Source organism: Kribbella yunnanensis (assembly GCF_039529655.1).
Lineage (GTDB): Bacteria > Actinomycetota > Actinomycetes > Propionibacteriales > Kribbellaceae > Kribbella > Kribbella yunnanensis.
Genome location: NZ_BAAANF010000019.1, coordinates 23991 through 38931, shown reverse-complemented (window position 1 = coordinate 38931; position 14941 = coordinate 23991). Strand labels below are relative to the sequence as shown.

10 protein-coding genes and 1 pseudogene are annotated in these 14941 nt (G+C 61.9%); 7 read left to right on the top strand and 4 right to left on the bottom strand.

Features of this window, described 5'->3' with window-relative positions; all coding sequences use genetic code 11:
* Positions 1-5 precede the first annotated feature (5 nt).
* Genes ABD231_RS29130 through ABD231_RS29115 form a run of 4 tightly spaced genes read right to left on the bottom strand, consistent with a single transcriptional unit; the run spans position 6 to position 2248 of the window.
* On the bottom strand, positions 6-320 hold the full coding sequence (locus tag ABD231_RS29130; RefSeq protein ID WP_344158841.1) for a PRC-barrel domain-containing protein: 315 nt from the start codon (positions 318-320) through the stop codon (positions 6-8).
* Positions 307-594 (bottom strand): hypothetical protein, encoded by a 288-nt coding sequence (locus tag ABD231_RS29125; RefSeq protein ID WP_344158839.1) that lies wholly within the window; start codon positions 592-594, stop codon positions 307-309. Before ABD231_RS29125 ends, ABD231_RS29130 begins: the two co-directional genes overlap by 14 nt.
* Entirely contained in the window at positions 591-1820 is a 1230-nt protein-coding gene (locus ABD231_RS29120; protein ID WP_344158837.1) for an Nramp family divalent metal transporter, read from the bottom strand. The genes ABD231_RS29125 and ABD231_RS29120 overlap by 4 nt, the downstream gene beginning before the upstream one ends.
* Positions 1817-2248, bottom strand: a complete 432-nt coding sequence (locus ABD231_RS29115) for a hypothetical protein (protein WP_344158835.1) — start codon at positions 2246-2248, stop codon at positions 1817-1819. The genes ABD231_RS29120 and ABD231_RS29115 overlap by 4 nt, the downstream gene beginning before the upstream one ends.
* A 295-nt stretch (positions 2249-2543) precedes the next feature.
* Here ABD231_RS29115 and ABD231_RS29110 point away from each other — a divergent pair, with 295 nt between their 5' ends.
* The 7 genes and pseudogenes from ABD231_RS29110 to ABD231_RS29085 all read left to right on the top strand — a co-directional run bounded on the left by ABD231_RS29110 (position 2544) and on the right by ABD231_RS29085 (position 14940).
* On the top strand, positions 2544-3137 hold the full coding sequence (locus ABD231_RS29110) for a hypothetical protein (protein WP_344158833.1): 594 nt from the start codon (positions 2544-2546) through the stop codon (positions 3135-3137).
* On the top strand, positions 3134-5920 hold the full coding sequence (locus tag ABD231_RS29105; protein WP_344158831.1) for a hypothetical protein: 2787 nt from the start codon (positions 3134-3136) through the stop codon (positions 5918-5920). The genes ABD231_RS29110 and ABD231_RS29105 overlap by 4 nt, the downstream gene beginning before the upstream one ends.
* Positions 5921-6258: 338 nt before the next feature.
* A pseudogene (locus ABD231_RS42250) lies at positions 6259-7161 on the top strand (DUF6531 domain-containing protein); the annotation flags it as partial.
* A gap of 66 nt (positions 7162-7227) precedes the next feature.
* Complete coding sequence (locus ABD231_RS29100) at positions 7228-13230, top strand: RHS repeat-associated core domain-containing protein (RefSeq protein ID WP_344158829.1); 6003 nt, start codon at positions 7228-7230, stop codon at positions 13228-13230.
* Between the two features lie 2 nt (positions 13231-13232).
* A complete protein-coding gene (locus tag ABD231_RS29095; RefSeq protein WP_425554221.1) occupies positions 13233-13517 on the top strand; it encodes a DUF7716 domain-containing protein in 285 nt (94 codons plus the stop codon).
* Between the two features lie 479 nt (positions 13518-13996).
* Entirely contained in the window at positions 13997-14320 is a 324-nt protein-coding gene (locus tag ABD231_RS29090; RefSeq protein ID WP_344158825.1) for a hypothetical protein, read from the top strand.
* Complete coding sequence (locus ABD231_RS29085; protein ID WP_344158823.1) at positions 14317-14940, top strand: VOC family protein; 624 nt, start codon at positions 14317-14319, stop codon at positions 14938-14940. The genes ABD231_RS29090 and ABD231_RS29085 overlap by 4 nt, the downstream gene beginning before the upstream one ends.
* Position 14941: the final 1 nt, after the last annotated feature.

Sequence of the window (14941 nt, the reverse complement as noted above, 5' to 3'; positions counted from 1 at the left end):
AGTGCTCAGTAGCGAGCGAGCTCCTCGAGCGGCTGCAGCTCCGCCCGCGAACTGCGGAGGGTTACGGTCTCGTCGGCGATTTCGGCAACATCGCGCCACGGCAGGTACCAGACGCCGCCGAGGTGCCGATGAACCAGCCAGCGGAGCAACGCCGGGCCGACATGACGCTCGTAGCCGAAGAGTTGGGTGGCATGGCGTTCGACGATGATCAGGCCGTCGATCCGGAGACCGTCCTCGATCACCCGGACGTCGGCGACGCGACCGACCGCCGTACCGGTGGCGTCGGTGACTCGGTAGCCGAGCAAGTCAGTCAGTCGCATCGCCGGCTCCAGGGATCTTGTCGATGATGTGCCGCTCGACCCAGACATCGTGGGGATCCAGGACCAGGTCGCGCGGGTCGATCTTGATCGCCGTGTCGATGCCGGTGATCTGCTCGGCAGGGACGTGATTGCGGCCGGAGATCAAGGCGGTGACGACCGGCGGGTCGGCGTCGAGGTCCAGCTCGACGTCGTCGACCTTGCCGAGCAGGTGACCACTGCCCTTGTCGATCAACTGGCGGTCGAGGAGGTGCAGCTGGGCGTGGAGGATCTTCATTGGCCCGCCTTCGTGATGATCATCAGGGGAATCGCTGCGGCCGATGCGACGATCAGCAGGATCAGGTAGCCGATACCGAGGAAGTTCCGCACCCGGCCGTTGGTCTGGCGGCCGACGTAGTCCGGGTCGTTGGCGATGATCAGGATCGGCAGATAGGTCAGCGGCAACGCCATCGCGGCGAAGACGACGGAGTACTCGGTGACCTTCACCGGATCGACCGCGGTCAGCAGCGTCATGATCGACAACAGCAGGCAGACGATCATCACCACATGGAACCGCGACGCCTCCCGTGGCCGAACGAACTTGCCCCACTGCCAGCCGCGGTACTGCGCGATCGTGTACCCGCACGACAGCACGGTCTCCAGCGCCGCACCGAAGGTCGCCGCGAAGATGCCGATCAGCACGATCGCCAGCCCAAGCTTGCCGAAGGCAACGGCCACCGGCAGCGCGACCTGACCGAGCGTCCCAACCTCGATCCCGGCCGGCAGGAACACGACGGCCGTGCACGCCGCGATCGCCAGCGAGAGCAGACCGCCCAGCGGGAATCCGATGAAGACATTCGACCGGACCGTGCCCAGACTCCGACGGTTCCACTTCTCCTCGACCCCACCGGACGAGAAGAAGAACACCTCGTACGGCGTCATTGCCGCCCCGAACAAGGCAATTGCGTAATACGTGTAGGTGCCCCAGGATTCATGCCCGACCGGATGCGGATTCGTTGCCTGGTGCACCAACTGACCCCAGTCCGGCCCGAGCTTGAAGACGGCGACCGCGAAGACGATCAGCAGCAATCCCATCAACCCGAACACCGACTCCAGCTTGGAGAACTTCACCCGCCACACCACCAGCCAAACCGCCACCGCAGCCAGCGGTACCCACAGCAGGTAGTTCACTCCGCTGGCCAGCTCGAAGGCGAGTGCCACACCACCAATCTCCGCGATCAGCGTCAGCAACGTGACCAGGAACGACGCCACCAGGGTCACCAGTCCGGTACGACGACCAAGGCGCTCCCGAATCAGGTCGAACACCGGACGGCCGGACATCGCCACCACGCGACCCGACATCTCGGCGTACAAACAGATCCCGACGACCCCGACCACCACGACCCACGCCAGCCGCATCCCGAACCGGGCTCCGACGAGTGCGTTGGTGACCAGGTCCCCGATGTCGACGAACCCGCCGATCGCGGTGAGGATCCCGAGCGTGACAGCGAGCAGCCTCTTCACTTGGCCAGCTCCCCGATCCGGTCCAGCTCCTCGCCCGACTCCCGCAGTACGGCGAGCTCCCGGACCGCGGCCGCGAGATCTTGCTCGCCCAGCGCGATCCGCGTCGCCGTCACGGCCTTCTGCGCGTCGTCGAGGACGTCACCGACCTGCTCGTAGAGCCGACGAGACTCGGCCGTCGACGGCTGCTGCGCAGTGAACGAACTCGCTGCCGTCTCGAGCGCCTTCTCGGCGTCGGCCACCATCTGCCTCGCGGTCTGCTGCCACAACCGATGTGTCTGCAGCTGCTCAACCACGAGCCGCGTCATCTCAACCTCGGACGCCGCCTCTCGCGCGGACTGCGCGGCCGCATCCCGCAGCTTCTGATCGGGGTCACCACACCCGGCCAGCAGCACCGCCAGACAGCAACCTGCTGCCACCCAACGCCACACCCGGCACCTCGAATCTCCATCGGCATCCGATCGATCGTCTGCCCGGTACCCGGCGCCATACATGTCCTGGCAAAGCAGGCCGACAGCCCTTCAAACACTTGAATTTCGTGAGCAATCGGGTGCTTTCGGCCACATTTACGAGCCCCTGGCGACTCGGTATCGCTTCGTTATTGCCTGGGGTGGTTACCCCCTGGTAGGAACGTCCATCAGCTTCGTACTGAACGGTAGTTCAAGTACGTGAATCTTGGATTTTCCGGAGGGGGTCCCGGAGTCCGACAGTGAGGTGGAGGACTCAATGCAGCGCAGTACCTTGCTATGCGGTGCTCTGCTGGCCGTGGTTGCGGGTCTGTTGTGTCTGGTCGGGGAAGCGCTCGGTCTGGACACGCAGCATGTGGCACTGGTCGGCGGCGCCCTGGGGGGTGTGGTGGGGCTGGTACAGGAACGGACCCCGGCCCAGCGAGCGACCGGATTCCTGATCGGGCTCTTCGTGGCCTGGCTCGGATTCGCCGTCCGGGCGCTCTACCTGCCCGACTCGGCCTCCGGGCGCGCGGTCGCGGCGGTCGTCGTGGTGGCGGTCTGTGTCGCGTTCACTGCAGGCTCGGGCAACCGGCTTCCGTTGTGGACATTGCTGATCGGCGCGGCCGCGATGGTGGCCGTGTACGAGGAGAGCTACACGGCCGACAGCCCCGCGTTCCTGGCGCAATCGCCGTCGGCGGCGACCGGCGTACTGCTCGCGGCTGGGATCGGGTTCCTGGCGACCTCGCTCCAATGGCCCGGCCGAGCACCCGCCGCCGCCCAGACCGAGGCTCCCCCTGCGGATGATGAGCCGGCCTCCTCCGAAGAGGCGCCCACCCGCGAATTCGCCACCACCGAAGGAGAACGTCCGTGACCGCCCGCCGGATCACCCAAGGACTGGCCGCTGTCATCGCCGTCCCGACCGTCTTCGTCCTGACCACCTCACCGGCCCTGGCAAGCGCGACCGCCGACCCGGTGACCATCACCAACACCGAGACCGTGCAGGCCCGCCTCGACCCGAGCGGCAAGGTCGATACCGCCCGCATCTACGAACAACTGGCCCTCACCGGCAACGGCAAGGTCAAGCTCACCAACCCCGTCTCCACCAAGGGCCTCCGCAACCTCGACAGCTGGGGCGGCTACTCGGTCAAGGACGGCAAGATGACCGTCGACACCACAGTCGACGGCGAACAACGCCTCCGCACCGTCAGCGACTTCGACAAGAAGAAGCTCCCGATCAAGGTAGCCGTCACCTATACGTTGAACGGCAAGCAACTCAAGAAGCCCGGAGACGTCGTAGGCAAGAAGGGCCGCCTGGAAGCCCACTACGTAGTAGAAAACACCTCAGCCCGCTCCGAGCCAGTAACCGTCACCGACGGCTACGGCAAACAGGTCACCGAACAGGCTGACGTAGTAATCCCCATGGTCGGCCAACTGACCACAGTCCTACCCCCCGAATTCGGCAACGTCTCCTCCAACGAGGCCAACAAGGCCGGCGACGGCAAGGGTGGCACCAAACTCAGCTTCACGGTCACCCTCTTCCCACCCGTAGGCGCAGCGACTGCAGAGTTCGGCTGGTCAGCCCAGGTCAAAGACGCCATAGTCCCCGAAGCCGAACTAACCGCCCTCCCCGTAAGCCCCCTAGACAGCCCCACCTTCAAAACAGCAGTAACCGGCTACGAGTCCGGCGCCGAAAAAGGCACCGACCTGGTCGAGGGCGGCACCGAACTAGACACCAACCTCATCAAACTCCGAGACGGCTCCCAAAAACTCCTCAGCGGCCTCCTGCAGCTGAACGCCGGCGCCAAAACCCTCAACGAGGGCATGGCCAACAAGATCGCCCCCGGCGCCAACAAAGTCTCCTCCAGCCTCGCCCAACTAGCCGGCGGCCTCAGCAAACTAGACACCGGAGCATCGTTGCTCCGCACCAAGATGGGTGAAGCCGCCACAGGCGCAGACCAACTGAACACCGGCGCAGGCAAACTCGCCGACGGCTCCAAGGAGCTGAACACCGGCGCAAACAAGCTCGCGAAGGGCGCAGGCGACCTGAACACCGGTGCAGGCAAGCTGGCCAAGGGCACCAAAGACGTAAACGCCGGCGCGGGCAAGCTGAAGACCGGCACCGGCAAGCTCGCCTCCGGCCTGACCCAGGCCACCGGCAAGGCACCGCAACTGATCGACGGATTGAATAGAGTCAGCGGGGGTCTGAAAGACGTCCAGGACGGCCTGACGCTGATGTATGGCCAGATCGGCACGCTGCCCAAGGAGGCCGAGCCACTCCACGCGGGTATTTCACAGCTTCGCGCTGGGATCGGTTCGGTCGACAATCCGGCGACACTACTCGGCGGACTGCAGCGTTTGAAGAGTCAGCTCAACGCAGCCGGCCCGGGCATCGACAAGATGCGCGGCGGCGTGCACTGTGTGTCGGACGCTCTGGATGCCGTCAGCAACGGCAGGTCCAAGGAGAGGGGCTACAGCGAGGCCTGCTACGGCGCCGCGGCAGCCATTCTGAACGGACCAGCGGGCGAAGGGAACCGCACCGCCGAGTCGAACCTGGTCAAGAAGATGATCCTGGACTCGGTCGCCGGCCGGCTGGGTGAGATTGGCGACGGTCCGGGTGATCTGGACGAGCCGTTGCCGGATTCCGCCAAGCTTCAAGTGGCGCTCGCGTACCTGAAGGGTCGGCTGACAGAGAGGGCCGTACCGGGACTCACCCAACTCCAGTGCGGGTTGGACAATCAGGTGGCCGGCTGCGCACCCGGCGCGAAGCCCGGACTGGACCAGGGGCTTCAGCTGGTAGACACGTCGGTCAGCAAGCTCGTCTCCACGGTCGTGGCGAAGGTGCAGGGTGGTATCGGGACTCCGAAGGACGATCCCACCAACAAGACGCTGCGGGGCGGCATCAACGGACTGCAGGCAGGCGTCGGTCAGATCCAGGCCGGCGGCAAGACCCTTCTTGCCGGACTCACCCAACTGTCAGACGGTGCGGATCAGGTCGACAGCGGCATGGGCTCGCTGGTCACTGGCAGCGGGCAGCTCAAAGCCGGAGCCGGGGCGCTGGCTGATGGGACCGGGAAGTTGAAGACCGGGGCCGGGACGCTCGCTAGCGGGACGGGGCGGCTCAGTGCTGGTGTTGGCGTGTTGGTTGCTGGGACCAAGCGGTTGGACAACGGGCTGTTCCTACTCTCCGGTGGGACCGGGCAGCTGGCCAATGGCCTGGGGACGGCGAAGGACGGGACTGATCAGTTGGCTGCTGGATCCAAGGAGTTGGCCACGGGGATCGGGACGGCTACTGACGGTTCGGAGAAGTTGGCCGCAGGATTGACAACCGCTGCGGACAAGGCGACGGGGATCCCGGATGGGGCCAAGCGGCTTTCGGCTGAGGGTGCGCAGGTGTTGCAGAAGAAGGGTGCTGATACTGCGCTCGACTTCGGACGCCGGTATGGGATGTTGTCGGCGGCGGCTCATCGGGCCAAGGCTGAGGGGATGCCTTATGGGGCTCCGGAGGGGGCTGCTAGTGCTACTGCTTACTCGTTGAAGTTGGCGGGGGCTACTGGTGAGGGCGGGCGTAGCTGGGTTCGGCTGTTCGCTGGGCTCGCGTTGTTTGCGGTGGCGGTCGGGGCGACGGGGTTGATCCGTCGGCGCGCTCGGCACTGACCTTTGCTGGGGACCAGGTCGCGGTACCGGCCACGACCTGGTCCTCGATCATTCGCTCCCATCGCTGCGCGAAATCACATCGAACGGGTCCCACCAGTTGCGCGTATCAGGCAGAGGTCGACTGGCACCTCTGTGCGCAGACCTCAAACACCACTCATCTATCGGCCAGCCGCCAGCGAGCACGCCGTCCACCGGTGGCGCCGCTCAGTCAGTCCGCGCAGATGTCAAAAGGTGCAACTACTCGGCGACACCTTGCTGTCACGAGCAGTGCGGTGATAGCAACAGGCTCTTGGCAGGCAGCCCTAACTCGGGGTGCGGGCTGACGAGGGGTGGGGCAGATGAGAAACTCAAGGCTAGTTGCACTGGCCGTCGCAGCGTCCATGATGCTGACCGCGCTATGCGCGCCCGGGCATGGGGTAGCTTCAGTCGAGCAAGCCAGGTCGGGCTCGCCTTCGACGACGAGCACGAAGGTCGCCGCGCCCACCAAGGCAGAGACCACGCCTCCATCCCCGGACCAGCGAGGACTCAGACCTGGTTCGATGGCCGCCGCAAAAGCAACACCATTGCTGCCTCCCACCAGGACTCCTATCACGCCGCCACGTGTGGCGCCGCCGGTCTCGGAAGCCTCAAGTCGTACCGTCATGGCTGGTGAAAGCGTCGTCCTAGTCAGCCCGGCAGACAACGCAGTCCTCGAAAGTGTGCAACCAACCCTGCAAGGGAGAATTGCAAACCCAACCGCCGGAGTAAAATACACATACCAGTTCTCGATATGCAAGAAGCAAGCATACAACTTCTGGTGCACCCCGGACCAGAGCGATTTGATTGTCTCTTCGCCAAATCTAACATCTCCACAATGGACAGTGCCCGACAATATCCTGTATTGGAACACTGGCTACGTCTGGTCAATGCGCTATCTCGCGAGTAATTCGTGCTGCTGGTCCAGTTCCGATCCGATTCGCACACTATGGACGGTCGTCCCGCTAGGAAACGGAAGCCAATACGGCCGCGCTCCATACGCCACCCATATCAATGGTGTCAATCTCGCGACAGGACACCTACTGCTCTCTACGACCGACTTGTCAGTTCCTGCGACCGGCACAGCGCTCCAATTAGTTCGTCACTATTCAAGCGGCGACAGTCGCCTCGGAGCATTCGGCACCGGATGGTCATCCACTGTAGACATGAGGATCGTGACTGTCGCCGGCCCCAGCGGTCCAGTGGTCCGATACGCCGATGGGCGTGAGGAACGATTTGGTCGGAACCCTGACGGGACGTTCTCCGCAGGCCCCGGAAACAGTGGCATAAGATTGACTAAATGCCCCACCTGCACCGAATACACTCTAATAGACGGAGATTCGGCCGAGTACGACATATCAAGCGCTGGCCTATCTAAGATCAGAGATCAAAACGGCCGCTTAACGACCATCGGTCGAGACACTTCCGGCAGACTGGCGACGCTCACCGACGCAGTCAGCGGCAGGGGGCTGAAGTTCACGTGGACCACGAATCACATCATCAGCGCCGAGCCGACGCCAACCTCGCCTGGGGAATCCGAAAAATGGACATATAACTACACTGGCGATCTCTTGACGAGCGTGTGCGACCCACGCGGAGCTGGCGGTTGCACGACATACAGTTCCGCACAATCGACGTTCCCATCGAAGATCACCTCGGTCAAGTCACCCATGGGCCGCGTCACTTTCGACGCAATATATGCCGCAACGGGCAGCATTCAGTCAATTCGGGCGAACGCGGCAACGACCCAGAGATGGAACTATGCGTGGCAGGATGTCGCAGGCGGCAAGACCGCCACTGTCACGAATCCGAGGGGGGCAATCACCAAGTACGGACTGGATACTTATGGCCGCACCACCAAGGTGACTGACCCCGCGGGCGGAGTGCAGACATGGGAGTTTGATCCTCAGGGGCAAATGCGCAGATACATTAACGCCGTCGGCTCATTACTCGAACTCGAGTACCGCAATGGAAATATAATCACGCGTAAATCTTGGCGTGATGGCTCAAATTATACAACCCAGTCGTTCTACTACTATGAAGGCACCGACAAGCGAGCTGGGAAGCTGAAGGACGTAGGAGACCCTCGCCGACCAGCCAATCCTGATGCGTCAATCCTGAGTTTCACGTATGACGACAGCGGCCGCTTGACCGAGAGAGTTGGCGGCGCGATCGGAGTCGATCACCCAACTCAGAAATACTCCTATACGACGGGCATCGAGGCAGCATTCGGTGGAATCGGCAAGATGCCGGCCGGATTACTGAAGGCAACGACGGTCGAAAATGGAGCATCTTCGACGATCGACTACGACAGCCAAGGTAGTGTCAGGCAGACGACCGACGCTGCGGGACTACGAACCACTTATGATTACTCCCCACTTGGCAAGTTGATTAGCCGCACTGAGTATTCAGCCGAGTATCCAGCTGGCGTGAAATATTCAATGACGTACGACGCGCTCGGCCGCCTCCAATCTATACTGGAGCCCGCGATCGTTGATGCAACATCGGGCCTGACGCGGCAACTAAAGCATAGCCGCGTCTACAACCTGGACGGCAATCTCACTGCCGAGATCACAGTCGACCTCAACAGTTCTGCTACCGAGCGGCGTAGCTTCGAGGTTGACGCGGCGGGGCAGACAATCGCCGTCCGTGGAAACGACGGGGAACTCCAGGAACAGTCGACCTACGATGCAGTCGGAAACTTGATCGGCAAGAGCGACAGCGCAGGCACTCAGACAGTCTTTGAGTACACGCAACAAGACCAGCTGGCTCTTGTAAAACTTGTCGGTCATGTCGATTCAGACGCCCCGGCCACACCCCGCGATATCGTGGTCGCCACCAACTCGTATGACCCCGCTGGTCGGTTGACACGTACGAAGGATTCCGCCGGCCAGGTCAGAGAGCACCGCTACACACCAGATGGCTTGCTTTTGCGAGTGACAGCCTTGGATGCGCCCGCAGCCGGAGGCCGGACCGAAAACATTATCGCCGCGAGTTATGTATACGATTCGGCTGGAAATCTTGTACGGCAAGAACTCGCAAACGGTCAGGTCGTCCGAGCGTACAGCTTCGATGATGGAATGAACCTCACGCGAACTGATCTTGGCGGACCTGGCGAGTCAGGCACTGCTAGGTACTTCAAGTACAACAAGTTTGGACAGCTGACCGAGGTATCTGATGGCTATCGACCACTGTCGATCTATTCATACGACCAGGCCGGCAGAACGATTCGCTCTGAATCATGGGGAATTGATGCTAACTATAGAAGCGAGCTGCAATCCGTAAGCCGAAACCGATGGGATAGCAAAGGCCTTCTCCGCGCATCGATCGATCCTCGGTCGACTTCGACGGACGACAGCAGCAAAGCAACATTGTATGACTACGACGCCGTAGGCAGACCAATATCAGTGTCATCACCCGTGGTTTCGACTGTCACCGACGGCCAGACCACCTCAGGACGTCTTGTCTCCCGAAAGGGATACGACTCACTAGGAAGGCTCGCCGTCGAGGTCGGGACAGACAATGCCACCCGTAAAAGGAGCTACGACCAGCGCGGGCGGCTGATCAGCCTGGCACTACCCTCAGGAACCACTCCTGCGGGACCAGTTGTGCCCACCTACCGTTACGCGTACGACACCGCGGATCGACTCGTTCGCGTCACGTCGCCAGACGGGGTCAGCCGGACGACCTCTTATGACGACCTTGGTCGAGCAGTGGCTTCGAGTGCTCCCAGCTTGCAACCCGACGGAGCTACCCGTACTTGGACGACGAGCTATGACGACACCGGAAGAATCACGCGGCAAACCGATCCGGTCGGCGGGGTGACCGAGTTCGAGTACGACACGCTGAATCGCAATACTGCGGCATCGAGGATTGCAGGCACTGTTCGCCACCAATACCAATTCGAGTATGACGCGGCGGGCAACCGCATCGCTGAAATTACCCCTAAAGGTAACCGGACGACGTACACCTTTAGGGCAGATGGACAGATCGCGAGCAGCAAAGACGCCGACGGCATCGAAACGCACTATTACTACGATAATAGAGGTTATCTCAATACCCGGGTGAACGGCACCGGATTAGACGAAGCCCGCATGACCAACGCAATGGGTCAAACCGTCGCGACACTTTGGAGAACACGACCGGACGAATTGTATACCAAGCTCACCGAAATGCATTACGATCTCGCAGGGAACGAAATCGAACGCATTGACCCCCTGGGGAATACCACTAAGAGGAACTACGACAACCTTTCTCGCGTCAGCAGGACTGTCGCTCCGAATGGCGACACTGAAGAGTGGAAATATGACGCAGGCGGGAAGATCGCGTCATTCCGAGATGGCCGGGGGCATGAGACCACGGCCAGTCATAACAGTTGGGGTCTCCTAGAATCGCGCACCGAGCCGGCTACTGCATCGCATCAGGCCAAGGGCGACAGAACCTGGTCGTACCAGTACGACCAAATGGGTCGAGCGGTCAAATCCACCGAGCCAGGGGGCATCTCCAGCGAACTGGAGTTCGATATTGATGGCAATGCCGTCAAACGTACCGCTGCTGGTCCGAGTGTGTCTGCAGCTAGCAGTGCGATGAACTTTGACGCCGCGGGACGCCCGACCTCATTCAGTCACCCGGCCGGCACACAGACCCTGACCTACGACGGCTTCGGCCAACTAGTGAACTCCGCCGGGCCAGCAGGCGACGCCAACTTGACCTACGACGCAGATGGCATGCTGACCTCCCGCACCGACGCCGCGGGCACCACCACGACCGAGTGGACTGCGGCGGGACGCATCGCAAAGATGACGCCACCTGCAGCACCGGCCTCAACTTACTCCTACGATGCCGCTGGTATGCCATCGGCTCAGAGTTGGTCGGATGGTGTCGCCCGATCGTTCGTATACGACCCACGCGGCAGGCTCGTTTCAGACGAGCTCACGAGGTCCGGTGGGGCATCGCTGGCAAAGCGCACTTATGCATACGACGCTGCTGATCAGCGGGTTTCCGTCGTCGTGGCTCCCGCCGCCACTGCCGGCGGCGGCCAGACCATTTACGAGTACGACTCCAGTCATCGTCTGGCCGGGTGGACCGGACCAGATTCGACGAAGCACACGCTCAGCTGGGATGCCGCAAACAACCTTGTCAGGCAGGACGGCCACAATCGCACCTATGACGAACGCAACCGCTTAACCCAAGACGGGGGCACGCTTTACGAATACCTTCCCAATGGAGCACGCTCAGCAGTGGTCGACGGTGTGAACCGTATCGAGACCCATTATGACGGCTTCGGTAGGACGGTCGACGACGGCGGTGATTCATACACCTACGATGGCCTCGACCGCCTCGCGACCGCCGGCAGCACGACATTCAAGTACGCGGGCACAGAACCCGACGCTGTCGGTTTTGGAGCTTCGAAATTTTCTCGTGATCCCGCAGGGGACCTGGTCTCGAATCAAGACGTCAGATTAGTCACAGACATGCATGGCGACAATGTCGTTGGCATAAAACCTGACAAATCAATAGCGAGTCAAGCGTTCGATCCCTTTGGAAAGCCATTGCCAGAGTTTGGCCTCGCCCTACAACCGTTTGGATTCCAGAGTGATTGGACCGCTGAAAAGGGTACAGTAAATATGCACGCCCGCTGGTACGATCCCGCGACTGCGACCTTCACAACCCGCGATGCGGCGACGGTCAATGTGGACGAGATGAATCGGTACACCTACGGCGCAGGCAACCCAATAAATGCTTCAGATCCGTCGGGGAACTATTGCGCCTCGGTCTACACGGCGCCGATCTGTCTGGGTGCTGCTATCGGCGGAACCGTGACGGCACCAACCGGGCCTGGCGCCATAGGTGGCGCCGTCATCGGCGGCGCGATCGGCGCGGCTGTAGGAGCCGGCATCGCAATCTGTGCATGGAAATGTGGTTCGTCTGGCGCCTCACCTGCGAGCATCGACACTTCCTTCTTGCCAGACGTGAGCGCAACTCAACATGACGCTGCATTGGCAGGCGAATTGGCCTCACTGGACCAGCAATTAGCGATGCTCGACCGCGTGAACACCGCGGTTGGCGCAGCTCCCGGCGGCGTATCTCAGGCGCTCGCCGGGGTGAGCGGGATGTCGGCGGGCCTATCCCAAGCGAACGCCAGCGTCAACGGCGCACTAGCCGGCCTATCCCAAGCGAACGCCGGGGTCAGCGGTGCGCTAGCTGGCCTATCCCAAGCCAACGCCGGCATCAACGGCGCACTGAGCGGCATATCCCAGATGAACGCCGGCATCGGCGGCGCGCTAGCTGGCCTATCCCAAGCCAACGCCGGCATCAACGGCGCACTGAGCGGCATATCCCAGATGAACGCCGGCATCGGCGGAATGTCAACCGGCATATCCCAGATCAACGCCGGCATCAGCGGAATGTCAACCGGCATATCCCAGATCAACGCCGGCATCAGCGGAATGTCAACCGGCATATCCCAGATCAACGCCGGCATCAGCGGAATGCTAGCCGGCATATCGCAGATGAACGCCGGCATCGGCGGAATGTCGAGCGGAGTCTCCAAGATGCTCGGCGGGATCGCTCTGCTCAATCTCGCATTCGATACTTTTGCTTCTGTCTCGGTGACATACGACAAGTTCGATCCAGGTTTCATCAGGCTTGGCCCGATGTCGCTGCCACCCAAGACGCCCGCCGGGATCCTTGACGCGGCTATCGTCTGTGAGACCGGCCGAGCCGCGATCTGCCAGGCAGCGACAACCCGCGCTGGGCCAGCTTGCGCCGCGATAGCAGCGGACCTAACGACGGCGTGCATGCCGAATGCTCCACAACCGGACACCACGCTCACCGAACCGCAGCTCAGCACCGGAGGTGGTGGACGCTTCGTCGATCCGCCTCCCCAGGTGGGCGCCGATGATCCCTGCGACCCGGCGAATGGACCACCGCCGACAATTCAGTTCGGCAACGGACGGAACTATTCAGTGGCATTTCAGATGGAACTGAGCGCCTCGTCTTATCCTGGCACAGATCGTCCTTATCATTTTCAGGAGGGCAATCGGGCGCTGTACGACGCTATGGAGAGTGATCCCAGGTACGAAGCATTGCTAGAATGCATGACTCCTGGCATCAAGAGTCAACTGAAGGGCCCGAGAGGTGGATGGTCCTCGGCATCTCCGAAGTCTTGGACCTGGCACCATCATCAGGAACCTGGCATCATGCAGTTGGTCCCTCGCATCCAGCACGGAGGAAAGGGAATCTGGAAAGTGTTTCATCCTGGCGGAGTCGGCGGGTTCAAAATTTGGGGTTGACAATGACACTGGGACAGGTCATCGAGCGGCTCGAGGAATTCGATCGAGCGCATACGATCTACGCTGTGAAACCGTGGACTCTCGATTCGGAGGCGCTAGTTCAGGACGCTCATCATTCGACGGCGTCGTCGGGCAGATTTGATTATCTTCTGGACATCTACACCGCTTTAGAGGTCATCGAGGTGTGGAGTGAGCAGCGCGATGGCGCGGTTCCTAGCATCGCCGAGCGGTGTGCGGCACTGGTGTACTACGAGGACCACGATGCCTATTTGATCCCGGACGACTGAGCAGTCCGTGGAGCCAGTACTCGACACATGACCAACCTTGGGGTTGGCGGCACGGATGTGTGAGATGCGAGCCGCGTGGAGTGGTCTGGTTGTCGACGTCAATGTGTTAGGTGACTGTGTTGCCGGGCATTCCGAAGTTGCGGAATGTTTTGGGACGACTGCTGCCTGGGTTGGCGCCTGGTGCGGCTTGGATGAATCTGACTAGTGCTCCGCCGGAAATCGTCGGGAGGTAGCGGCGGCCGTGGAGAGGCACGGCGGCGGGCATTTGGAGACGGGCCGTAGGCGGCGGAGGGGGCGGTGACCGTGTACGCCCGTAGAACGACAGACGTTTGAGCGATGCGGCCTTTGTTGGGCGTTTGAGCGATGCGGCCTTTGTTGGGGACGTTCGCGCGGAAGCTGAAGTACGTGGCACCGCGCGGGAGTGGGGATCTGAGCAAGCTGCTGATCACCCTGTTGTGGTTCAACCAGGCGGGTGCGATGTGCGAGACGCCGCGCCTTGGACGACGGGCGCGATCGACCCGGCCGATCTGAATGGGACGTTGCTCGACGGCCGGCGGCTGGCGACCTCAGTCCTCCTCGTGTGGGACGTCGTACCGAGGTATCTCACTGGTGGCGTCATGGTCACGTTCGGAATGGAGCGGATCGTCGAGGAGTTGGAGTCGATAGAGCAGTTCGCCCGGGCGAACGAGGTACCGGCGGCGGTCACCGGATCGACGGCGGCGCTGTACCGGGAAGCCCTTGAGCACTTCGGGCCGATCGCTGGGGAACTACTGGGTATGAAGTACACAGGAGGAGAGCGATGAGTACCGAGCTGAAGCTTGAGGCGGTTGTGGTTCCGGTTGCGGAGGTGGATCGGGCCAAGGAGTTTTACGCCGGGCTGGGGTGGCGGCTGGATGCGGACTTTGCCTTTGACAACGGGTTTCGGATCGTGCAGTTCACGCCGCCGGGGTCGCCGGCTTCGGTGCAGTTCGGTACGGCGGTGACTACGGCTGAGCCTGGTTCCGCGCAGGGGCTTTATCTGGTGGTGGATGACATCGAGGCGGCTCGGGGTGAGTTGAACGAGCTGGGTGTCGAGGTGAGTGAGGTGTTCCATCCGGGTGCACCGGGCGCGCAGTTCGAGCCGGGCACAAAGAACCGCGCCACGGGGCGGGATGGGAACGGCGGGAGTTATGGCTCGTTCGCGACGTTCCAGGATCCTGACGGGAACACGTGGTTGCTTCAGGAGGTCACCACCAGGTTGCCGGGTCGCGTCACTGAGGCGACCTACGCCTCGGCTGACGATCTTGCCGAGGCGCTGAAGCGAGCTGCCGCCGCGCATGGGGAGCATGAGAAGCGGCATGGCGGGGAGTACGACGAGCAGTGGCCGGCCTGGTACGCGTCGTACATGGTTGCGGACCGGACCGGCCAGGAACTGCCGGAGTAGC